Origin of the sequence: Cupriavidus sp. U2, from assembly GCF_009663685.2 — a bacterium.
GTDB lineage: Bacteria > Pseudomonadota > Gammaproteobacteria > Burkholderiales > Burkholderiaceae > Cupriavidus > Cupriavidus necator_C.
In genome coordinates this window covers 93,577-114,349 of the sequence record NZ_RCOG02000006.1, presented here as the reverse complement: position 1 = coordinate 114,349, position 20,773 = coordinate 93,577, and the positions used below count along the sequence as shown (strand labels likewise).

Here is a 20,773-nt window from a genome sequence, read left to right as displayed (position 1 = left end):
GGCAGGGCTCCCTCAGCCCGCGCGCAGGCGCCGGGCAAACGCTTCAAGCTGCGCCTGCAGCCCCACGTCGATCGAACCCGATGGCGTCAGGATGCGGCACGCATCGGGGTCGAGGGCCGGCTCCACCACCACGTTGGCGCGGCGCGGCCAGTCCAGCGTCTCGGCCAGCTGATCCAGCAGCGACCGCACGGCCTGCTCGCGGCCCAGCGGAATCTGGATGGTGATGAACGGCTCGGCGCGCACCAGGGCCTCGATACGCTGCAGCGCCACTTCGAGAATCAGATCCGGATCGAGCTCGCCGGCAATCTGCTGCACGGCCTTCATGACGATGTCCGCCATGGTGCGCCGCATGCCAGCCAGCTGGCGCTCGGCCTCGGCGGCGGCGCTGACCTGCGCGGCGGCGTGGTCGGCCTGCGCACGCGCCCAGCCATCGCGGTAGCCGTTCTGGCGGCGCAGTTCGGCTTCGCGCTGCGCCTCGGTGCCAATGTGCAGCGCCTCGCGGCGGGCGGCCTCGATGACCTCCGAGGCGTCCATCAGCGCCGCGTACTCGGCTTCCTTGAGTACCTTGCGTTCCGACAGCAACTGCAGGTTCTCGCTCGTGATCAGAAAAGCCAGTGCCATGTGGAAAACCGTTCGGGAATCAGGTTAAGCAGCATCAGCTCGCGCAACTGCGCCACCTGGCTGCGCGAAAGCGGGGCCGGCGGCAACATGGCCAGCCGGCGCGGCGACTTCTGCATCCACACGCGCCGCAGCGGCGCGCCATAGGCATCCAGCAGGCCGCCCAGCAACCGATAGCCACGCTCCGCCATCAGTCGCGCGGCGCACGCGGGCCGCGCGCGCATCGGCGCGAGATTCATCGGCACGTCGGCCAGATCGGGCACGCGCTTCAGCAGAAAGGCCACTGCCTGGGGATCGATGCGTCGCGCGGCGCGGCGCATCGCGCGTGGCGTGGCACCCACCAGCCGGCTGGCCAGCGGCTCGATGCTCTCGGCGAGTTGCGCCGGCACCATGCGGCGTTCGATGGCAAAGCCGGCCTTGTGGACCGCCAGTCCCATCCAGATCGCCAGCAGGCGCAGCGCGCTGCGTTCGATCAGCACCACGCGTGGCAGGGGGTCGGCGCCGGTCAGCAGGGCCAGCAGGCGCTCCTGCGCCGCTGCGTCGCCGGCCAGGTTCAGCGGCGTCGCAAGCAGGCCGGCGGCGGCATCGCCGAAGCAGTCGGCGCGGCGCAGGCGCAACGGCCAGTCTGCCGGCAGCCAGCTGGGATGCAAATGCATGAGCGGGCGTTGCAGCAGGTCGGCGATGGCGTGCGCCAGCGCCGCGTCGGGCAATACCGGCGCAGCCGGCGACAGCGCCGCGGGCAGGACGCCCGCCGGCACGGTCATGACGCACTCCGCGGGGCAGGCCGACGCGGCCAGCGCAGGTTGCCGCGTCGCCAGGCCAGCACGCCCGCGCCCATCAGCGCCAGCGCCAGCACCGCCATCATTGCGATGGCGGCAAAGCGCGCCACCGGAAACGCGGCTGCGCCGGGATGGGCCGCCACGGGCACCGGCGTGTACGGACGCGCTTCCACCAGCGACAGCGACACGCTGTCATGCGTCACGCCTTCAATGCTGTGCGCCACCATGTCCTTGACGGTCGGCACCAGCAGGCGCAGATCCACGTCGGGCCGATGCTTGATGAATACCGCCGCCGACGACGGCCGGATCTTGTCTGAGAGCGGATCGGTGGCCGGCACCACCACATGCACGCGCGCCGCGACCACACCATCTATATTGCGCAGCGTCTCCGACAGCTCCTGTGACAGCGCGTAGATGTAGCGCATGCGCTCTTCGGTCGGCGTGGCCACCAGCCCCTGCTTCTGGAACACCTGGCCCAGCGATGCGAACCGTTCGCCGGGCAGGCCTTCGCTGCGCAGGATTTCCAGCGCCTGAGGCAGTTGCGATTCCTCCACGCGCACGCTCCAGCCGCCATTGCCGCTGCCGGCCGAATCGCCGTCCGACGCGCGCACTTTTTCCGCGTCGATGCCGTCCGCCGTCAGCGCAGCCAGTATCTGATTGGCCTCGGGCTCGTTGAGCGACGCATAGAGATCCACCTTGCAGCCCGACAGCGCCAGCAGCAGCAGGACAGGCAGGACACGCAGGCAACGGTTGGCGGTGGCGATCATTGCTGGTTCTTGAGCAGGCTGTTGAACAGGTTGGTGCCGGCGCTGCCAATGCTTGACGTGACGTTGATCGACGAGAACAGCTCCAGCGACTGCGTCTGCAGCAGCATGGCCTGGTACACGACGTCACTGGTGTTGCCGGTGTGGATGGCGGCAAACATGTCCTGGCGCAGCGATTCCAGCCGCGCGGCCTGGCGCGCCGATTCCTCGCCAGCCAATACGTAGCCCTGGCGAATGGCGTTGCCCAGCGTCGTCGACGACGGATCGCTGGCGGCCTGCACGGCACTGGCCTGGCGCGAGCCATCGGCGGCCTGTGCGCCGCGGACCATGCTGGCGAAGGACTGGGCATCGGCGGCATCGGCCGTTGCGGCATGCCGCGCGGGTGGCGCCTGGTGCGCGGCCAGCGCGGCACTGTCGGGCGCCTGGACGGCGGCTTGCGAGCCGGTGCCAGCGGCGCCAGCGCCGGCCACCGGCGCCACGGCGGCAATCGTGTTGGGATCCATCATGGTGCTCCCTGGTTCGGCCACGGAAGGCGGGGCGGCGCCCCGCCCGCCCGTGCTCAGTTGGTACGGGATGTCTGCTTCACGTCCTGCATGGCGCCCTGGATCAGGTTCGCCTTCTGCGTGTTGTGGGCCATCTCGCTGCTGACCACCGCGTTCTGGCGCGTCAGCGTGTCCTGCAGATTGAGGATGTTCACCGAGAACTCCTGCGCCTTCTGCTGGATCTCGTTCATCTTGGCGTTGAGGTCGACTTCATTTGCCATGTCAGCTCCTTGGTAGATTGGCGATATCTGCATCGATCGATGCAAATTCCTGGTGCCCGGCCGCGCTAGCGGCGCGCCTGGGCCGGCACGGGGGTGTCCTTCAGCACCACGCCGTCCGCTTCGATCCTTTCGATTTCGGCGCCGTTCTTGAGCACGGCGCCCTCGAAGTACCGGCTGCCGTTGGCCAGCTGAACCGAACGGTTGCCTTCGGCGTCCTCGGTAATGCTGACCACACGCGCCGGAAACACACCCTGCCAGTTGTCGAGGTTGCCGTTGCGCAGGGGCCGGCGGCGGTTGTCAGCCGTCTCCCGATAGTCAATGCGATCCGTCACGAGCACGCCGGGGTGCAGGTCCTCTGTCAGCCTGCGCACCTTGTCCCGGCCGCCCTGCGGATCGGCGGTGCCCGACAGCAGTACGCGGCCCTGGCCCTGGTAGGCGATACCGACGCCCGGTTCGTCCAGGTAACGCTGGATGTGCTCGATCAGGTCGTCGGCCGAGCGCAGCTGCTGCTGCACGCCGCGGCCATAGGGTGCCAGCGCCTGCGCCACGCGCTGGCGGTCCACCCGCGAATTGACGAAGCCGCGCACGGCCACCGTGCCATTGGGCTGGGTCACCACCTCCAGTTCGGGATAGTTCGCCACGGTCTTGCGTACAGCCGCCGGCTCGATCTCGGCGTTGCGCAGCGGCGTGCCGCGCTGTGTCAGCGTGGCTGCCGCCCAGCCTGCGCCCACCAGCAGCACCGTGGCGGCCAGCCCGACAGCCGCCACCATCGCCCGGCCATGGCGCCGCGCGGCTTCTCCCTCGCCATCGGCGTGGCGCTCGGCACGGCGCCCCGACTCCGCCCATGCGAATAACGTGTCGGTTGCCTCGGTGGCGGCAGGCTGCGCGCGCAACAGTTCGACGTCCAGGGAGCCAATGCTCAGGATGTCACCGCCCGCCAGCGCAAACACCCGCTGCGTGGTGGGCCGGCCGTTCAGGGCCACGGCGCCATCGCCCACGCGCTCGGCCGAGACCGCCACCTCGCCAACGTTCAGCACAAGATGACGCGGCAGCACATCGCTGCCAGGCACGCTGATATCGACGTCGCCCGACGCGCCGATCACGTTTTCGCCGCGCCGCAGCGTGACTTGCCGGCCGTAGACATCGCCGCCCAGAAAGCGCAGCGACCAGCTCGATGTCCGTTCATGCGCGAGGTCGCTCATCCGCTCATCCCCGGTACCACCAGCCGTGGCGTCAGCAGGTAAAAGCGTTCCATGTTGTTCTGGCGCTTTTCCTGGTACTTGAACAGGTTGCCGATGATCGGCACGTCTTGCAGCAGCGGCACGCCCGACGTGGCATTGATGCGCTCCTCGGTCGTATAGCCGGCGATCAGCAGGCTCTTGCCCTCCTCCACCATGGCTTGCGTGGTGATGGAACGCCTGCGCACCACGGGAATGCGGTCCACCGTCTCGCCGGACAGATTGCCGTCGGCAATATCGATGCTGAGCATCACGGCGCGGCTTTGCTTTTCGTCCACCACCAGCGGCGTGACCCGCACGGCAGTGCCGGCCGTCACGTTGAACAGGCCCGCGTCCTGGAAGCCGTCCACGCGCACGTAGAACTCCTGCAGGTTCTCCAGCGCCGCCTCGGTGTTGTCCAGTGTCAGCACCTTGGGGCGCGCCACGAAGTTGGCCTGTCCGCGATCGGCCAGTGCCTTCACGCGCGTCAGCAGGAAGCGGGTAATGTCATTGCCGATGGCACCCGTGAACTGCAGGCCGCTGGACGCGGCCGCGGCCGTGGTTCCGGCTTCGGACGTGAGATTGCCGAACGTCAGCGGCGGATTGTTGTTGCCGCCCCCGATCTGCAGGTCGACATGGCGCGTATGCAGGCGCCAGTCCACGCCAAGGCTGTCCAGGTCCTCCTGGCTGATGTCCATGATCGTCACCTCGATTTCCACCAGGCGCGGCTTGATGTCGAGCGATTCGATCAGGCGTCGGTACTGCGCCATGCGATCCGGCGTATCCCGCACCAGCACGGCGTTGAGCCGCGTGTCGGCCTGGAATTGCGGCAACTGGTTGCTACCCCATGGGTTGGCCTGCGCGTCGGTGTTGATCACCCCGTTGCCGCCCATGCTGTCGAGCACCTGCCCCGGGTCGGCACTGGGCATGCCCATGCCGCCGCCATCGCCCGTGCGCAGCTTGGCCATGCGCGTGGCGCCCCGGCTGGAACCGGCATTGGGCGCCCCCAGCGGCGGCAAGCGATTGCGGCCATACAGGCTGCGCAGCACACTGACCACGCCCGGCACGGTGATCTCCTTGCCGGAGCGGTTGATGCGGAAGTCATTGGCCCACGAATACTTGAGCGGGAACAGCTGGACTTCGGCACGCTCGTCGGCAATGGAGCGATCGTCTACCGCTCGCACGGCGGCGCGTACCGTCTCGACGTAACGCTTGGGCCCCGACACCATCAGCGTGCCCTCGGCATCGTTGATGGTGATCGGATAGCGGGAATCCGGCACCTGCATGCGCTCCAGCGAATCGCGCAGGCGCATGCCGGCGCCGCGCGCGATCGGCAGGACCTCGCTGCGCGCCTCGCTGGCCACGTCGATATAGAGCAGCGAGCCATCGAAGTAATAGGTCAGGCCAAACATGGCGCACACGCTGCGCAGCACATGCTGGGCGGATTCGGTGAACTTGCCGTTGATGGTGCCATCCACCTTCGGATCGATGACGGCCGTGGTGCCCTGCGACGCCGCCAGCTCGCGCAGGAAGTCGGGCAGCCGCTTGTCGCTGACCGACGCATTGAACGGCTTGCTGGACCAGCGCAGGTCCGCCGCCTGCGCGGCGGTCATCGCCAGCAGGCACAGCAGGCACAGGAGGCAAGCCACCGGCCACGTCCGCAGCCAGCGCATTCGCGTCGGTTGGTAGTCCTGAAAGTACGGCGTCATGTCGGCTCGTTCATCTTGTCGTTGTTCGGGACACCCTCACAGCAGCGTCAGCATCGTCTGCAGCGCGCGCTGCGCAAAGCGCATCACCTCGCCGCCCAGCCAGCCACCCAGCAGCACCAGCGACACCAGCACGGCGATCAGCCGCGTGGAGGTGCCGATGCTCTGATCCTGGATCTGCGTCACCGCCTGGAGCACCGCCACCACCAGTGCCACCACCGTGCCGATCAGCACGATCGGCAACGTGACCCACAGCACCACCAGCAGGGCCTGCCGCGTGATATCGAGGATGGTGTCGGCAGTCATCGCGCTATTCCGCCGCCGGGTTCTGGATCCAGCCCACCGGCACCAGCGTGACGTCCTCGTCGATTTCCTGATAGGACAGCACGGCCAGACGCGGGGCCACCGGTTCGATCAGCCGCTTCACGTAGCGGCGCACATCGGTGCTGACCACCACCACCAGCCGCGTCTGCCCGGCCTTTTCCAGCAGCACGCGCAACTGCTCGCGGATGTCGCGCGTCACGTCGTGGCTCAGCAGCAGCAGGTTGCCGCGCGCCGCACGTTCAATTGCGCCCTGCACCCGCCCTTCCAGTGCCGGTTCGAACAGCACGGCGTCGATCGATCGCGCGGCACCGACATGGCGGCTCGTGATCAGCCGCCCCAGATCGACGCGAACCAGTTCCGTCAGCGCAATGGCGTCGGTTTCCTTGGGCGCCCAGGTCACCAGGCTTTCGAAGATCGTGCGCAGGTTGCGGATCGGCACCCCTTCCTGCAGCAGGCGGCGCAGCACGTCGGTCACACGCTGTAGCGGCACCACGCGGGCCAGCTCCATCACGAGGTCCGGTGCCTCGGCCTGCACCACGTGGATCATGGCCTGCACGTCCTGGATACCCAGCAACTGGGCCGCGTGCTGCTTGATGACCGCGCCGATATGCACCGCCAGCACTTCCTCGCAGGACAGTGTGCGGATGCCGTCTGGCAGGGGTGTGTCGCCGGTGGGCGCGGCGACCCAAACCACTTCGGCAAAGGGGCCGAACGGGGCCCCGACCTCGGCCTCGCCCTGGTCGATGCGGGCGCGCGCACCGGGCTCCAGCAGGCGCCTGCCGGGACGCAAGGCGCCAGCCGAAGCCACCACGTCCTGCACGCGGATCGCATAGGCATCTGCCTGTCCAAGGCCCGTCCAGACGATGCGCAGACGCGAAAAGACCATCCCGAGATCGGCCTCGACCTCGCCCTTTGCAATCGTCATGCGCTGTTCGAAGAGACGCAGGTCCACGCGGTCGCGCAACGATTCGTCCAGGTCGAGCGCGAGCGGCGGCGCCACCGCACCATCCATGCGGTCCGCGGCTCCGCTCTCCACTTCGATCCATGTCACCGTGCCGGCGCTGCGTTGTGCGCGTCGCATCAGCAGGTAGCCGCCACCGGCCACGACCAGCGCCATGATGGCGAAGGTCCATTTGGGGAACCCCGGCACCACCAGGAATACGGCAATCGCCGCGCCCGACACCACCAGTGCCTTCGGCTGGCCCAGCAGCTGGCTGCCGATCACGTTGCCGAGGTTCAGCGAGCCTGTACGGTCTTCGGCGGAAGACACCCGCGTAATGACCACCCCTGCCGCGATCGACACCAGCAGCGACGGGATCTGCGACACCATGCCGTCGCCGATGGTCAGGATGGCGTAACGCTGCAGGGCATCGCCGATGCTCATGTCCTTCATCAGCGTGCCGATGCAGATGCCGGCCAGAATGTTGACCAGCGCGATGACCACCCCGGCGATCGCATCGCCCTTGACGAACTTCATCGCGCCGTCCATCGCGCCGTGCAGCTGGCATTCCTGTTCCAGCGCACGCCGCCGCTCCTGCGCCTGGCCGGCGGTAATGGTGCCGGCCCGCACGTCGGCGTCGATGCTCATCTGCTTGCCCGGCATGGCATCCAGGGCAAACCGGGCGCCCACCTCCGCCACGCGCTCGGAACCCTTCGCAATCACGATGAACTGCACGATGGCGATGATCAGGAACACCACGCCGCCCACCACCACCTTGTTGCCGACAATCAGCTTGCCGAAGGTGTCGATGATGTGTCCCGCGTTGGCGTGCAGCAGGATCAGCTTGGTCGACGCGATATTGAGCGACAGGCGAAACAGCGTCGTGAACAGCAGCAGCGACGGGAACGTGGACAGCGACAGCGCAGACGGAATGTACGTGGCCACGATCAGCAGCGTCAGGCTCATGCCCAGATTGATCGTCAGCAGCATGTCCAGCAGGAACGTGGGCAGCGGCAGCACGAACAGTGCAATCACCGCGAACAGCAGGAGCGTCAGCGCCAGGTCGGACTGGCGCGACGCGGCGGCCGCCATCTGCTGGAGGCCCGGTGTCGCCGGCCCCAGCCCACGCGTGAATACGGGCAGGTTTGCGGGTAGTTTTGCCATGGCCTTGCTGAACGTTTGCGGGACGATTGCTCGACGCCGGATCGTTGATTGCCGGGAGTTTTGCCAGTGGGCGCAGTGTATGAGGCGCCTCCCCGGGCGACCAGTACCGAGGATTCGTAGCGCGGCCCCGGCAAGGCATCGGCGCCCCTACAAGGGCTCGTAGTGGACGCGGCAGCACCCGCCTGCGTATCGTTGGCGGCAGTTTGATCGCCGCGACGATCGCCCGATTTCGTTCCATGCCATTGACCGTTCATGCCGCCGATGCCGCTGGCAGGCCGCCGATCACCGATCTTGACGCGGTCGCCGGCTTTCCCCATGTGGAGCCCGACATGGCGCGGCTCTCCAACCAGCTCGCCTGCGTGGCGCCCCTGCCCGTGCGCCTGGCCGGGCGTGACTGGCACCTGCACTTTGTCTGCGCCGATGCCGGCAATGCCGCCGCAGCCATCGATAGCGATGTCGTCGCGCCGGGCCCGCATGCCTACCACTTCACGCTGGGGTCTGCGCACGGCCGGCTGTGCCTCGATGCCGCCGCCGAACAGATGCTGCTGGGCCAGCCGGGCACGGCGGCAGCGCTGCCCGAACTGCTGCGCTATGCCCTGCTGGCCGACGCCTGCGCGCCGCTGGCGCATGCGCTGGCCGCCGTGCAGGCCGATCCATTGACATGGCAGCCGGGCGCATCCGGGTGGCCGTCCAACCTTGCTGCCTTCGGGCTGATGCTGACCGCCGTGGGCGATGACGACGGCGACGGCGCAACGACGCGGCTGAGCGCCGTCCTGCAGTTGGACCAGCCCGAATGCCTGTCCCGGCTGACGCGCGGGCTGCCGATGCTGCGGCCCGATGCCGGCCGGGGGTTCGACACGCTGCCGATACCGATTGCCGTGCGCATCGGCACCACCACGGTCGCCATCGGCGACATGCGCGGCATCGTGCCCGGCGACATCATCAGCATCGAGCACTGGCAGTCGCAGGCGGGCGGATTCCTGGTGCGCTGCGGCACCGGGCGTCGCGGCGCGCACTGGACGGCGCTGGCCGAAGGCCGCCGCGTGACCGCATTGCAGGATCTCAACGTACAAAACGGAGCACACATGGAAGCAACCGACACGCTGGGCATGCCGCATCCGGATGCCGCACCAGCGTCGCTGGCGCAACTGGACGGGCTCGAAGTGGAACTGCGCTTCGAAGTGGGTGGCGTGGCGCTGCCGCTGGCGGAACTGCGCACCGTACGCACCGGCTTCGTATTCGAACTGCCACAGCCGCTCAGGCAGAGCGAAGTCCGCATCGTCGCCAACGGCGTCCGCATTGGCACCGGGACGCTGATTGCCGTGGGCAACCGGCTGGGCGTGCGCGTCACCACGTTCGCGGCAGGCGATGCATGAGCACCGGTCTCTACAATCCGGTACTGATCCTTACCATCATCCTGACGTTCGGCATCGCGCCGTTCGTTGCGCTGATGGTCACCAGCTACACCAAGCTGGTGATCGTGTTCGGGCTGCTGCGCGCCGCGCTGGGACTGCAGCAGGTGCCGCCAAACATGGTGCTCAACGGCATCGCTATCATCCTGACCGCCTATATCATGGCGCCGATCGGCTCCGATGCGTTCGATGCGATGAAGCGCCGCGCCGAATCGAACGCGGCATTCAACGTGCAGGACGTGGTGGCGGTCTACGACGCGGTCAGCGGGCCGCTCAAGTCCTTCCTGGTCAAGCACACCGAGGAACGCAACCGTACGTTCTTCGTGCAGTCCGCCAAACGCATCTGGCCCGAAGGGCGCGCCGACGACCTGAAGTCCGACGACATGATGGTGCTGATTCCAAGCTTCACGCTGTCGGAGCTGACCCGCGCGTTCCAGATCGGTTTCGTGGTCTACCTGGTGTTCGTGGTGGTGGACCTGATCGTCGCGGCGATCCTGCTGGCACTGGGCATGTCGATGATTGCCCCCACCACCATTTCCGTGCCGTTCAAGCTGCTGCTGTTCGTAATGCTCGAAGGCTGGACGCAGCTGATCCAGGGCCTGGTCCTGTCATACCGGTAGCCGCTCAACCGTACCCCACCATCGGAGGGCACGCAGTCATTCCAGTCATTGCCGCCACGTCATTGCAGAATTAACAGTCCGTTAAGGATCGATCGGCAAAAAGGTAAAAAGCGCCGCCACTGCACTGCCCAACGTTACGTAACGCGTAACGGCGCCGTGCCGGAAGTACACAGCGGCACGCCAACTCCGGTGCGTTCGCGTGGCTGGAACGGAACTTGCGCCTCAGACGCTTCCAAATCCAGAAGAAAGGGGAGCGACACCATGAAGGCAGCAGTTGTAGAGTCCCGGCCACTGATCGGCTTTGGTATCCAGCAGGTGCTATACCGCATTCAGGACATCGACGATTCGTGTCTGATGTCGCCCGGCCCCGTGCGAGGCCTCACGCTGGACGGCATTGAACTGCTGATCGTGGGCGATTTGCTGCAGGGGTACGACGCAGCCATGCTCGATTTGCTGCGGACCGCTACCGATGTGCGCGCCGTGCTGTACCTGAGCGCCGGCGGCACGGTGCAATGGATGCCCCCGCGCGACATCCCGCCGCTGCTGTCATGGTTGCCGGAAAACGCCTCGCTGGAAGCCATCGAGGGAACGCTGCGCAAGATGATCGGCGCCATGCGCCGGGGATGCTGCACCGGCACGCCCTACGCGCATGCACTGCCTGGCGATGGCGTGACCCCGCCGGCGGCGGCCCGCGACGCGGCCATCGTGCTGCCCATGTCCGTCCAGGCGCGCCTGTCCGATACGCGCCTGCCCGAGTTCGTCACCGAGGCGCAGCTGCTGAGCCTGACGCAGCGTCAGTACGACGTACTGGTGCTGCTGTCCAAGGGCATGTCGATCAAGCTGATCAGCCGCCGCCTGCATATCTCCGTGCCTACCGTGAAGAGCCACACGCTGCAGATCTACCGCCGGCTCGCGGCCAGCAACAAGACCGAGGCGGTCTTCGTGGCACGCGAGCGGGGCGCGCTGCTGACGTCGATCTCGGCGGCGGCCGAAGCCGCCTGACGCGGCGCAGTACGCGCAAGGGCGCCGGCCAGCCTGCCCTGCAGCACGCGTGCCACGGCATCGGTGCGGATATCGCACAGTGCCTCGCAAAACCGGGGCTGACCCTGACTTCGGCTGCAGATTTCCTCACCGATAATCCGCGAAGCCGGGCCCTGCCCGGCCGTAGAGCCCCGGGGCGATGCCACCGGGCGCGGAAGAACATCAGTGAAGGAGATGTAGTGCGTATCAAGCATCAAGCCGCACGCGTGGCGTGCGGGACGGCTGTTGCCATCGCCACCATTTTCACCGCCCACGGCGCGCTGGCCGCCGATGCCTGGCCGACCAAGCCGATCAAGGTCATCGTGCCCTACACGCCGGGCGGTTCCACCGACACCGTGTCGCGCGTGGTCTTCGAGCGCGTCTCGCAGAGCCTGGGCCAGCCCATCATCATCGAGAACAAGCCCGGCGCCAACAGTACGCTGGGCGTGGGGGTGGCCGCGCGTTCGGCACCCGATGGCTACACCTTCGTGTCGGTGCTGGCCGCATACAGCGCGAACATGTCGCTGTATTCGAAGCTCAGCTACAAGCCGTCGGACCTGACTCCGGTGGCGGAAATGGCCGAGCTGCCGCTGTTCCTGTTCGCCAGCAAGAAGGTGCCGGTCAAGACCGTGGCCGAACTGGTGGACTACGGCAGGAAGCACCCCGACACGCTGACGTTCGGCTCCAGCGGCGTCGGCAGCTCGGCGCACCTGACCGGCGAACGGCTGGCGATGGAATCGAAGGTCAAGATGACGCACGTGCCGTACAACGGCAGCGCGCCAATCCTGCCGGCACTGGTGTCCGGCGAGGTGTCGGTGGCCTTCGACCCGCTACTGGTGCCGATGCCTCACGTCAAGTCAGGCAAGATCAACGTGCTGGCCGTGGCATCGGCCAGGCGCTGGCCCGGCGAGCCGAACATTCCGACGATGGAGGAATCGGGCTTCCCCGGCTTCGTGATGAGTTCGTGGACAGGCCTGCTGGCCCCGGCCGGCACGCCGCAGCCGGTGATCGACCGCATGGCCAGGGAAATCGCCGCCGCCACGCGCAGCGCCGACGTGGCGAGGAAGCTTACCGAACTGGGCTTTATCCCGGTGGGCGGTACGCCGGAAGAGTTCCGCAAGCTGATCGAGCGCGACACCACGCGCTACGCGCAGATCGTGAAGGCGGGCAAGATCACGCTGGACTGATCGCCGCGGCACCCGTCGCGACGCCCCTCCCGCCGCGCGGGAGCAGGCCTTGGGGCAGCGGCAAGGCGTTTAACCCTGCCGCCGCTTCCACTCCGCATACAGATCCGCCTCGCCTTCCAGCCGCACGGGCAGGTACTGGATCTTCATCGACTGTTCGGCGAACGGTTTGGCCAGATCCGCGTAGATGGCCGCCGTCGACAGGCCGAACGGCTCCCCATCGTCGTTCGAATAGGCGTACGCCACTTCGGTTACGCCTGCCAGGCGCATGGCGGCCATGCACATCGGGCAAGGGTGGCCGCTGGCATATACGGCACAGCCGGCCAGGCTGGGCGTACCCAGCTTGTGGCTGGCGGCGCGAATCGCGTTCAGTTCGGCGTGCGACGTGGGATCGTTGGTCTTGTGGATCTCGTTGACGGCGGTCGTCAGGACTTCGCCGTCGCGGACGATTACCGCCCCGAACGGGCGCCCGCCCGCCTGCATGTTGGCTTGCGCCAGGCGGATGGCTTCGCGCAGGTACTGCTGTGCATTCGACATATTCGACATGTCCGGTCTCCGGAAAACGCAGGCGCCGATGATAACCGCTTGCCGGCCGTACCCGGCGCACGGCGGGTGCGCTTCACCGGCCGGAAGCCGTGTCCGGCGGGCGCGCCGTGCGGGGCGGCTTGCGCGGCACTGCGGGCCGGCTCCGCTCGCCGATGACACCCTTGGCGGCCGCGCGCAGGATGCGCCGGAACGTCGGGCAATCCATATGGGCCGACGCCGGACAGGCGGCTGCGTGGCGCAGGCCGTCGCGCATCGCCACGAGCTGGCGAATCGTGCGATCGAGGTCGTCGGCCTTGGCGGCCAGCTTGCGGCGGTCGATGTGTACCTGGCCGTCGCGGGCCAGCATGGCGGCAATCTCGTCCAGCGAAAATCCAGCCGCCCGCCCCAGCGCCACCAGCGCCAGCCGGTCCAGCACATCGGGGGCATACTGGCGGCGCAAGCCACGCCGCCCGGAGGACGCGATCAGGCCTTTTTCCTCGTAGTAGCGCAGCGTGGACGCCGGTACGCCCGATTGCCGCGCCACGTCTGCGATGTCGAGCGGATTCACCCTTGACCTCAAGTGGACTTGAACTGGCACAGTGTAGCTTCCCTTCCTGGAGAACCCGCGAGAACGCACGATGATTGCCAATCCGCAGACCAACAGCGACCAGAGCACCCTCTGGAACGGCACGGGCGGCCGTGCCTGGGTCGTGAACCAGACCCTGCTGGACCATATGTTCCAGCCATTCGAGCCGATCCTGCTGGATGCCCTGCCGGCCGGTGACGGACATCGCCGCGTGCTCGATATCGGCTGCGGCACCGGCGCCACCTCGCTGGCCATCGCGCAGCGCCTGGGCGACCGGGGCGAATGTGTCGGTGTCGACATTTCGGCCCCGATGCTGGACATGGCGCGCGAACGCGCCGCGCGCCTTGGCGTGGCGGCACGCTTTGTCCAGGCCGATGTGCAAACCCACCGGTTCGCACCGGCCAGCATCGACCACTTCGCGTCGCGCTTCGGGGTGATGTTCTTCGACGACCCCGTGGCGGCCTTCGCCAACCTGCGCCGGGCCGCGCGGCCGGGCGCCACGATGCGCGCCATCGCCTGGCGCAGCCCGGCCGAGAATGCGTTCATGACCACGGGCGAGCGGGCGGCCGCCCCGCTGCTGCCCGACCTGCCCGTGCGCCAGCCCGACGCCCCGGGGCAGTTCGCCTTTGCCGACCGGCAACGTGTGGCCGCGATCCTGGCGCAAGCCGGATGGTCCGGCATCGACATTCGCCCCATCGACGTGCCGTGCGAACTGCCCGAGCCGGACCTGACCCACTACATTGGCTGGCTCGGTTCGGTGGGCCAGCGGTTGTTGACGGCCGACGAAGCCACCCGCGCCCGGGTCCTCCAGACCGTGCGTGCCGCCTTCGCGCCGTTCGTGCAGGGCGACACGGTGCGCTACACGGCCGCGTGCTGGCAGATCGACGCGCAGGCCGGAGACTGATGTTGCGGCCCCCGGCGGCGCGACTAGACTGGGTACATCATCGCGCGCACGACAGGGGGCAACCATGGCCGCATCCACGGAACACCCGGTCAGCCATTCGACGCTGGCGTTCGGACGCATCTATGCCGACGACGCCGGCGAATCACACTTCGGCGCGCTGTCGTTCGACATGGCCGAGCGCAGCTTTGCCCCGCCCGCCCCGCGGTTCTGGGTGTCGCGCATGGACGAGGCGGTGCGGCAGGGCTTCCTGGTGGTGCCCACCGGCTGGGTGGGCGACCTGCACCCGGCGCCGGTGCGCATGTGGATCTTCCTGCTCGACGGCGAAATGGAGTTCGAGACCTCCGACGGCGAACGCCGCGCACTGGTGCCCGGCGGTACGCTGCTACTGGACGACACGCGCGGCAAGGGCCATCGCAGCCGGGTGATCGGCGGCAATATCGCCACGCTGGCCATGGTGGAAATGCCGGTGCCCGGCCGCTAGGCGCAGCGGATGCTATCCGACATCGGCCCCGATCCACGGCAGGATGGTACTGCGCCGCCGGCATCACCGTCGCGGCCGCCGTTGCCGCCACCCGCGCCGCTGCCGCCCACCGTGCCGTCGGGCTTCCGGCAGGGCATCATCACGGCGATCACGGTGCTGCTGGGGTTTTCGCTGGCGTTCTGGCGCTTCTGGGGGTTCGAAAGCCCGGGCTACTGGAGCCGGGGCTCACTCGCGGCGGCGGCATGCCTGATTCTGGCGGTGGCGCTGCAGATCCTTGCGTTGTTCCGCGCGCTGCGCGTGGAAGACGACAGCATTCCCGAGTACCGCAGGACCGTCCGCTGGTTCATCGCCTCGGCCCTCGCGCTGCTGGCCGGCCTGACCATCGCGATGATGGACGCGGCGCTGATCGAGCAGGTGGACTGACGGGCGCTGCGGCCACAGGGCCGCAGCCGGCTATCGATGCATCAGCGCCGGCGCGTAGGTCTTCACGAAGAACGCCAGCGTGATGCACGACGTGGCCAGCAGCGTGCCGGCCCGCACCACGCGCGGCGGCGTCATGCGGCCAAGCAGTGCGCCGCCATATCCACCCAGCACCGCGCCAATCAGCATGGCAACCGTTTCCGGCCAGCGCACCGCGTTTGCCACGATAAACGCGATCACGGCCACGGCATTGGCCGCGCTGACCATCAGCGTGCGCGGCGCGTTCAGGTTCTTGAGGTCGCGGCTGTCCAGCAGGCCCCACATGGCAATCATCATGATGCCGACCGCCCCACCGAAATAGCCGCCGTAGACCCCCAGCCCGAACTGCACCGCCAGCACTGCGCGCGCATGGATGCGCCAGCGGGCGCGCAGCGCCTCGCCCAGTTGCCGCCCGAACGCCAGCGCGACGCAGGCGATCAGCAGCAGCCAAGGCAGCACGAACGTGAACGCGGCCGACGACGTACGCAGCAGCAGCATCGCGCCGACAAACCCGCCGCACAGCGTGGCCACCAGCAGCGTGCGCAGCGATACCGCGCCCACCGGGCCCAGCCCGTCGCGATAGGCCCAGGCGCTGGCCAGGCCCCCCGGAAACAGCGCGACCGTGCTCGATGTGTTCGACTGAACCGGTGGCACACCGGCGGCAATCATGGCAGGCAGGCTCACAAACGAGCCGCCACCCGCCAGGGCGATCATCGCACCGGCAACAAATCCCGCGCCAAAAACCAGAAGAATTGGGTCCATGGAGCGAATCCTAGCCATCGGGCCGGGCACCCGCAATCTGGCTTTTCCGGTGCTAGACTTCGGCAAAACCGAAAGCTAGAGGAGGACGGGATGCGCTTCGATCTGACCGATTTGCGGCTGTTCCTGAGTGTGGTGGAATGCGGCAGCCTGACTCAGGGCGCCCGGTCGATGCATCTGGCCCTGGCGTCCGTCAGCGAACGGATTGCCGGCATGGAGGCCACGCTGGGGGCGCCATTGCTGGAGCGCAACCGGCGCGGCGTGAGCCCAACGGCTGCCGGCGAGGCGCTGGTGCGGCACGCGCGGTCCATCCTGGGCCAGGTCGAGCAGATGCGTGGCGAACTGCGCAGCTATGCCACGGGCCTCAAGGGCCGCATCCGCCTGCTGTCGAACACTGCCGCGCTGGCGTCGTTCCTGCCGCCGCACCTGCGCCGCTTCCTGGCCGCGCATCCTGACCTGTCGCTCGACCTGGGCGAACGCCCGAGCCCCGAGATCGTCCAGGCGTTGGTGGAGGGACGCGCCGAACTGGGTATCGTGGCCGATTTTGCCGATTTCGCGAATCTGCAGACACACCGCATCGCCGAGGACCAACTGGTAGTGGTGGCCGGCCGCCAGCACCGGCTCGCCGGGCAGCCAGACGTGGCATTCGCCGACATCGTCGGCGAGCCGATCGTGGGCATGGCGGACACGGCACTGGAAACGCACCTGGCCGAGCGCGCGTCGCGGCTGGGGCACCAGTTGCACTATCGCGTGCAACTGCGCAACGTGGAACATGTGGCGATGCTGGTCGATGCCGGGATCGGCATCTCGATCGTGTCCAGCGCGCTGGCCAGGTCGATGCCGCACGGCCTGGCCATCCTGCCGCTGTCGGAACCGTGGGCCACGCGCAGGCTGTTCCTGTGCGCGCGCGATTTTGGCGCGCTGACACCGCACGCAGGTCTGCTGGCGCGCCAACTGATCGGCGGCGGCGAGCCCGACGCCTCAAGTCCGCCCGCCGGAAAGCCGTAAAATCTTGCGACATCGTTTGGAAGCATTCCCATGAAGACCCTGATCCTGCTGGCCGCCGTCGGGCTGGCATCCGTCGCCCAGGCCCAGCCTACTGCTGGCGGCGTGGCCGCCCCCCTTGGCCTGGAGCTTGGCAAGACCTCGTGCGCACGGCTGACGCCGGGCCCGAATCGCGAAAGGACCGGCGCGGCGGCATGGGCCGGCGGCGACGCCTTCGAGCTGAAGCGCCTGGAACGCTTCAACCTGCCGGGCCTGACCCGTGCGGTGGTGAACTGCGACGGCCAGGATCTGGTGACGCTGGTGACGCTGACCTTCGACCGCACCGCGCTCGACGACGTCACCCACAAGCTCGACGCCCGCTACGAATCGAAGCGCAAGACCGAACCTAACGCCCAGAACGGCTACGCGGAATGGGCGGCGTCCAATGGCAGCCTGGAACTGCTGTACGCCCGCGACGGCAAGCAGTTCACGGTGGCGTACTGGGGCAAGGGCGCCAAGGCGCGCTACTTTGCCTACAACAGCAACTCGGACAAGGCGCCGTCAGCGCCGGCCCAGCCTGCGGCGCCGGCAAAGGCGCCAGTGCCGGCGCCCCTCTGACACTGAGGGCAGCCACAGCGCCGTCGGCCGACCATGGATGACGGCCGGGCGCTTTGGTGGACGCTTCGCCACTTCAACTTTTGGTTGAAAATCCTTTTCCGTACCTGTGCCTACCGGGAACAGGTCGCCCCGACCATACTGGCTTCACCTTCCTCTCACCCGGAGCCAGAAATGACCACCCCCACCCAGGTTGCAATCGTCTACCACAGCGGCTACGGCCACACCGCCAAGCAGGCAGAAGCCGTGGCACGCGGCGCGGCGGGCACGGCAGACACCACCGCCCTGCTGATCAGCGTCGACGAGATCGACCAGTACTGGGACAAGCTTGAGCAGGTGGACGCCATCATCTTTGGCGCGCCGACCTACATGGGCAGCGCGTCCGGACAGTTCAAGATGTTCATGGATGCCACGTCGCGCAATGTGTTCGCCAAGGGCTTCCGCTGGGCCAACAAGGTGGCCGCCGGCTTCACCAACGCCGCGTCACGCTCGGGCGACAAGCTCGTCACGCTGCAGCAGATGGCGATTTTTGCCGCCCAGCACCAGATGCACTGGGTCAACCTGGGCCTGGCGACCGGGCACAACAGCTCGACCACGACCGAGGACACCCTGAATCGCCACGGCTTCTTCATCGGTGCCGCCGCGCAGTCCGATGCCGACGTGAGCGCCGAAATGGGCCCGCCGCCTGCCGACCTGCGGACTGCCGAGCACCTGGGCGCACGCGTGGCGCAAGTCGCGCGCGAACTGAAGGCCGGGCGCGCCGCGTTGGCGGCGCTGGACACCGGGCGGGTCGTCGAACTGAAGGCCGCCGCCTGATTCGCCTGCCCGGAGAACCCACATGCCCCACATCACCTCGTTCATCGTCCGCCTGCCGGGCAAGCCGGAGCATCGCGAAGCCCTGCAGGCCCAGTTGCATCAGGTGCTGGAGACCATGGCCGGCGAGCCCGATTTCATCAACACGTTCCTGCATCGGTCCAGCGACGACCCGGACACGCTGGTGGTCTATGAAACCTGGGCCTGCTCGGCGGAGGACTTCCGCACCCGGCATCTTCCCAAGCCGTACCGGCAGGCGTACGAAGCCGCGCTGCCCACGCTGCTCAAGGCCCCGCGCACCATCGAATGGCTTGACCCGCTCAAGGAATACCTGAAGCGTTGATCGCCAGGGTGTAATCTTCAGCCTGCATTGCGCGCCGCCTTTCCCGCGCGTCCGGGATGCCCATCGGCATCCCGGCCAGACTGGAGCCCCACCCATGACCTCCAAAGCATCTTCCCGCAGACAGGCCTTCCGGCAGCAGGTGGCAACGCGCAAGGCGCTGCTGATGCCCGGCGCATTCAATGCCATGAGCGCGCGCGTGATCGAAGACCTTGGCTTCCAGGCCCTGTACCTGACCGGCGCCGGCGTCACCAACATGTCGTTCGGCCTGCCCGACCTGGGCTTCATCGGCCTGAGCGACATGGCCGAGCACACCGCCCGCGTGCGCGATGCCGTCGACCTGCCCCTGCTGGTGGATGCCGATACCGGCTTCGGCAACGCGCTGAACGTTCACCACGCCGTGCGGACGCTGGAGCGCGCCGGCGCCGATGCCATCCAGCTCGAAGATCAGGTCATGCCGAAGAAGTGCGGCCACTTCGCCGGCAAGCAGGTCGTGAGCACGGGCGAGATGGTCGGCAAGATCCGCGCTGCCACCGATGCGCGCGACGACCCCAACTTCCTGATCGTGGCGCGCACGGACGCCGCCGCCGTGCATGGCATCGACGACGCCATCGATCGCGGCCACCGCTTTGCCGAAGCCGGCGCCGACATCCTGTTCCTGGAAGCCATCGAGGATCTCAAGGACATTGAACGGCTGCCCGGGCTGTTCAATACGCCGCTGCTGATCAACATCGTGATCGGCGGCAAGACGCCAGTGCAGGGCCGCGACGCGCTGGAGCGTCTGGGCTACGGCCTGGTGCTGTACGCCAACGCCGCGCTGCAAGGTGCCGTACGGGGGATGCAGCAGGCGCTGGACATGCTGCAGACCAACGGCCAGATGAACGAAGACCCGGCCATCGTCGCGCCATTCGGCGAGCGGCAGCGGCTGGTCAGGAAGCCGCTGTACGACGAACTCGACGGCCGCTACAAGAGCGACGACTGACCATGCCTGGGTGTCAGCCCTAGCTGGCCAATGACACCGGTGCGCCGGACGACAACACCTTCCGCTGGCGTTACCGGTTCTCCACCAGCCGCGTCACTACCTGCACCAGCACGCCAACGTCGTCCGCCACCTTGTCGAGTTTGACTTCCATCCTGTCCATCCGCTCGTCCATCTTGTCGAAGCGGTTGTCCATCTTGTCGAAGCGGTCGTCCATCTTGTCGAAGCGGTCGTCCATCTTGTCGAGGCGGATATCGATCTTGTCGAAGCGGTCGTCCATCTTGTCGAGGCGGATATCGATCTTGTCGAAACGGTCATCCATCTTGTCGAGGCGGTCGTCCATCTTGTCCAGACGGATATCGATCTTGTCGAAACGGTCATCCATCTTGTCGAGGCGGTCGTCCATCTTGTCCAGACGGATATCGATCTTGTCGAAACGGGTATCCATGATGTCCAGACGGATATCAATCTGCTCAAGATGCTTCTCGACGCCATCCAGCCTTGCCACCAACGGTTTGAACTCCGCATGCACGATATCGCGGTTGTGACCGGCCATGTAGGTCATGACGCCCAGCACGATGCCCACGATCGCCGCGGCCAGGATGCCGGCGACAGTAAGTTGACTGACGGTCAGACCTGCATCCTGCGCCTGCGGTGCAAAAGCCCCCACTGCGGAAATCAGCGAATTCATGTTTTTGAGAATATTCGTATAGGCACCGGACCTTGCACTGTCGCTTCTTGTTGTCCTGCTCATCATCGATACAGGGGCTCTCGCGACCTGTCGAACTTCACCCCAGCCGCGCGGCTATTGCATCAC

25 protein-coding genes are annotated in these 20,773 nt (G+C 67.3%); 12 read left to right on the top strand and 13 right to left on the bottom strand.

Features of this window, described 5'->3' with window-relative positions; translation table 11 throughout:
• Positions 1 to 12: 12 nt before the first annotated feature.
• From sctL to sctV, 9 genes are all read right to left on the bottom strand, one after another.
• Positions 13 to 621 (bottom strand): type III secretion system stator protein SctL, encoded by a 609-nt coding sequence (sctL, locus tag D9X30_RS06415; RefSeq protein ID WP_153946909.1) that lies wholly within the window; start codon positions 619 to 621, stop codon positions 13 to 15.
• On the bottom strand, positions 603 to 1,382 hold the full coding sequence (locus D9X30_RS06410; protein WP_153946908.1) for a type III secretion system protein SctK: 780 nt from the start codon (positions 1,380 to 1,382) through the stop codon (positions 603 to 605). Before D9X30_RS06410 ends, sctL begins: the two co-directional genes overlap by 19 nt.
• Positions 1,379 to 2,164, bottom strand: a complete 786-nt coding sequence (gene sctJ / locus D9X30_RS06405) for a type III secretion system inner membrane ring lipoprotein SctJ (RefSeq protein WP_153946907.1) — start codon at positions 2,162 to 2,164, stop codon at positions 1,379 to 1,381. Before sctJ ends, D9X30_RS06410 begins: the two co-directional genes overlap by 4 nt.
• A complete protein-coding gene (locus tag D9X30_RS06400) occupies positions 2,161 to 2,667 on the bottom strand; it encodes a hypothetical protein (protein WP_228770840.1) in 507 nt (168 codons plus the stop codon). Before D9X30_RS06400 ends, sctJ begins: the two co-directional genes overlap by 4 nt.
• Positions 2,668 to 2,720: 53 nt before the next feature.
• The gene (locus D9X30_RS06395; RefSeq protein ID WP_092297932.1) at positions 2,721 to 2,924 is read right to left on the bottom strand and encodes a hypothetical protein; all 204 of its coding nucleotides are present in this window, start codon (positions 2,922 to 2,924) and stop codon (positions 2,721 to 2,723) included.
• 65 nt (positions 2,925 to 2,989) lie between these two features.
• Entirely contained in the window at positions 2,990 to 4,126 is a 1,137-nt protein-coding gene (locus tag D9X30_RS06390; RefSeq protein WP_153946906.1) for a BON domain-containing protein, read from the bottom strand.
• On the bottom strand, positions 4,123 to 5,850 hold the full coding sequence (gene sctC, locus D9X30_RS06385) for a type III secretion system outer membrane ring subunit SctC (protein ID WP_153946905.1): 1,728 nt from the start codon (positions 5,848 to 5,850) through the stop codon (positions 4,123 to 4,125). Before sctC ends, D9X30_RS06390 begins: the two co-directional genes overlap by 4 nt.
• 36 nt (positions 5,851 to 5,886) lie before the next feature.
• On the bottom strand, positions 5,887 to 6,153 hold the full coding sequence (locus D9X30_RS06380) for a flagellar biosynthetic protein FliQ (RefSeq protein ID WP_153946904.1): 267 nt from the start codon (positions 6,151 to 6,153) through the stop codon (positions 5,887 to 5,889).
• A gap of 4 nt (positions 6,154 to 6,157) precedes the next feature.
• On the bottom strand, positions 6,158 to 8,275 hold the full coding sequence (sctV, locus tag D9X30_RS06375; protein WP_153946903.1) for a type III secretion system export apparatus subunit SctV: 2,118 nt from the start codon (positions 8,273 to 8,275) through the stop codon (positions 6,158 to 6,160).
• A gap of 236 nt (positions 8,276 to 8,511) precedes the next feature.
• On the opposite strand from sctV, the gene sctQ reads away from it, so the two are divergent.
• The 4 genes from sctQ (at position 8,512) to D9X30_RS06355 (ending at position 12,514) form a co-directional block, all read left to right on the top strand.
• On the top strand, positions 8,512 to 9,651 hold the full coding sequence (gene sctQ, locus D9X30_RS06370; protein WP_153946902.1) for a type III secretion system cytoplasmic ring protein SctQ: 1,140 nt from the start codon (positions 8,512 to 8,514) through the stop codon (positions 9,649 to 9,651).
• Positions 9,648 to 10,307, top strand: a complete 660-nt coding sequence (gene sctR / locus D9X30_RS06365; protein ID WP_153946901.1) for a type III secretion system export apparatus subunit SctR — start codon at positions 9,648 to 9,650, stop codon at positions 10,305 to 10,307. The genes sctQ and sctR overlap by 4 nt, the downstream gene beginning before the upstream one ends.
• A 261-nt stretch (positions 10,308 to 10,568) precedes the next feature.
• Positions 10,569 to 11,309, top strand: a complete 741-nt coding sequence (locus D9X30_RS06360) for a helix-turn-helix transcriptional regulator (protein ID WP_153946900.1) — start codon at positions 10,569 to 10,571, stop codon at positions 11,307 to 11,309.
• Positions 11,310 to 11,527: 218 nt separating this feature from the next.
• Positions 11,528 to 12,514, top strand: coding sequence for a Bug family tripartite tricarboxylate transporter substrate binding protein (locus tag D9X30_RS06355; protein ID WP_249640902.1), 987 nt, complete (start codon positions 11,528 to 11,530; stop codon positions 12,512 to 12,514).
• 69 nt (positions 12,515 to 12,583) lie between these two features.
• Here D9X30_RS06355 and D9X30_RS06350 read toward each other — a convergent pair whose 3' ends face one another.
• Together D9X30_RS06350 and D9X30_RS06345 are read right to left on the bottom strand one after the other, a co-directional pair.
• Positions 12,584 to 13,048, bottom strand: coding sequence for a nucleoside deaminase (locus D9X30_RS06350; RefSeq protein ID WP_153947140.1), 465 nt, complete (start codon positions 13,046 to 13,048; stop codon positions 12,584 to 12,586).
• Positions 13,049 to 13,130: 82 nt separating this feature from the next.
• Positions 13,131 to 13,604 carry a helix-turn-helix domain-containing protein gene (locus tag D9X30_RS06345; protein WP_249640901.1) on the bottom strand — a complete coding sequence of 158 codons (474 nt, stop codon included), beginning with the start codon at positions 13,602 to 13,604 and terminating at the stop codon, positions 13,131 to 13,133.
• A gap of 70 nt (positions 13,605 to 13,674) precedes the next feature.
• On the opposite strand from D9X30_RS06345, the gene D9X30_RS06340 reads away from it, so the two are divergent.
• The 3 genes from D9X30_RS06340 (at position 13,675) to D9X30_RS06330 (ending at position 15,430) form a co-directional block, all read left to right on the top strand.
• Positions 13,675 to 14,526: a class I SAM-dependent methyltransferase gene (locus tag D9X30_RS06340; protein WP_153946899.1), complete on the top strand. Its 852-nt coding sequence runs from the start codon at positions 13,675 to 13,677 to the stop codon at positions 14,524 to 14,526.
• Between the two features lie 64 nt (positions 14,527 to 14,590).
• Positions 14,591 to 15,007, top strand: coding sequence for a cupin domain-containing protein (locus tag D9X30_RS06335; RefSeq protein WP_153946898.1), 417 nt, complete (start codon positions 14,591 to 14,593; stop codon positions 15,005 to 15,007).
• Between the two features lie 9 nt (positions 15,008 to 15,016).
• Complete coding sequence (locus tag D9X30_RS06330; RefSeq protein WP_228770839.1) at positions 15,017 to 15,430, top strand: hypothetical protein; 414 nt, start codon at positions 15,017 to 15,019, stop codon at positions 15,428 to 15,430.
• A 30-nt stretch (positions 15,431 to 15,460) separates the two neighbouring features.
• Here the strand turns inward: D9X30_RS06330 and D9X30_RS06325 are convergent, their stop codons facing one another.
• On the bottom strand, positions 15,461 to 16,228 hold the full coding sequence (locus D9X30_RS06325; protein WP_153946897.1) for a sulfite exporter TauE/SafE family protein: 768 nt from the start codon (positions 16,226 to 16,228) through the stop codon (positions 15,461 to 15,463).
• A 90-nt stretch (positions 16,229 to 16,318) separates the two neighbouring features.
• Between D9X30_RS06325 and D9X30_RS06320 the strand changes: the two genes are divergently transcribed.
• From D9X30_RS06320 to D9X30_RS06300, 5 genes are all read left to right on the top strand, one after another.
• Entirely contained in the window at positions 16,319 to 17,233 is a 915-nt protein-coding gene (locus D9X30_RS06320; protein WP_153946896.1) for a LysR substrate-binding domain-containing protein, read from the top strand.
• Positions 17,234 to 17,263: 30 nt separating this feature from the next.
• Positions 17,264 to 17,827 (top strand): hypothetical protein, encoded by a 564-nt coding sequence (locus D9X30_RS06315; RefSeq protein WP_153946895.1) that lies wholly within the window; start codon positions 17,264 to 17,266, stop codon positions 17,825 to 17,827.
• A gap of 171 nt (positions 17,828 to 17,998) precedes the next feature.
• On the top strand, positions 17,999 to 18,640 hold the full coding sequence (locus tag D9X30_RS06310; protein ID WP_153946894.1) for a flavodoxin family protein: 642 nt from the start codon (positions 17,999 to 18,001) through the stop codon (positions 18,638 to 18,640).
• Between the two features lie 22 nt (positions 18,641 to 18,662).
• A complete protein-coding gene (locus D9X30_RS06305; RefSeq protein WP_153946893.1) occupies positions 18,663 to 18,980 on the top strand; it encodes a putative quinol monooxygenase in 318 nt (105 codons plus the stop codon).
• A gap of 94 nt (positions 18,981 to 19,074) precedes the next feature.
• Complete coding sequence (locus tag D9X30_RS06300) at positions 19,075 to 19,959, top strand: isocitrate lyase/PEP mutase family protein (protein WP_153946892.1); 885 nt, start codon at positions 19,075 to 19,077, stop codon at positions 19,957 to 19,959.
• A 70-nt stretch (positions 19,960 to 20,029) separates the two neighbouring features.
• On the opposite strand, the gene D9X30_RS06295 is transcribed toward D9X30_RS06300, so the two are convergent.
• Positions 20,030 to 20,647, bottom strand: a complete 618-nt coding sequence (locus tag D9X30_RS06295; protein WP_153946891.1) for a hypothetical protein — start codon at positions 20,645 to 20,647, stop codon at positions 20,030 to 20,032.
• Between the last annotated feature and the right edge of the window lie 126 nt (positions 20,648 to 20,773).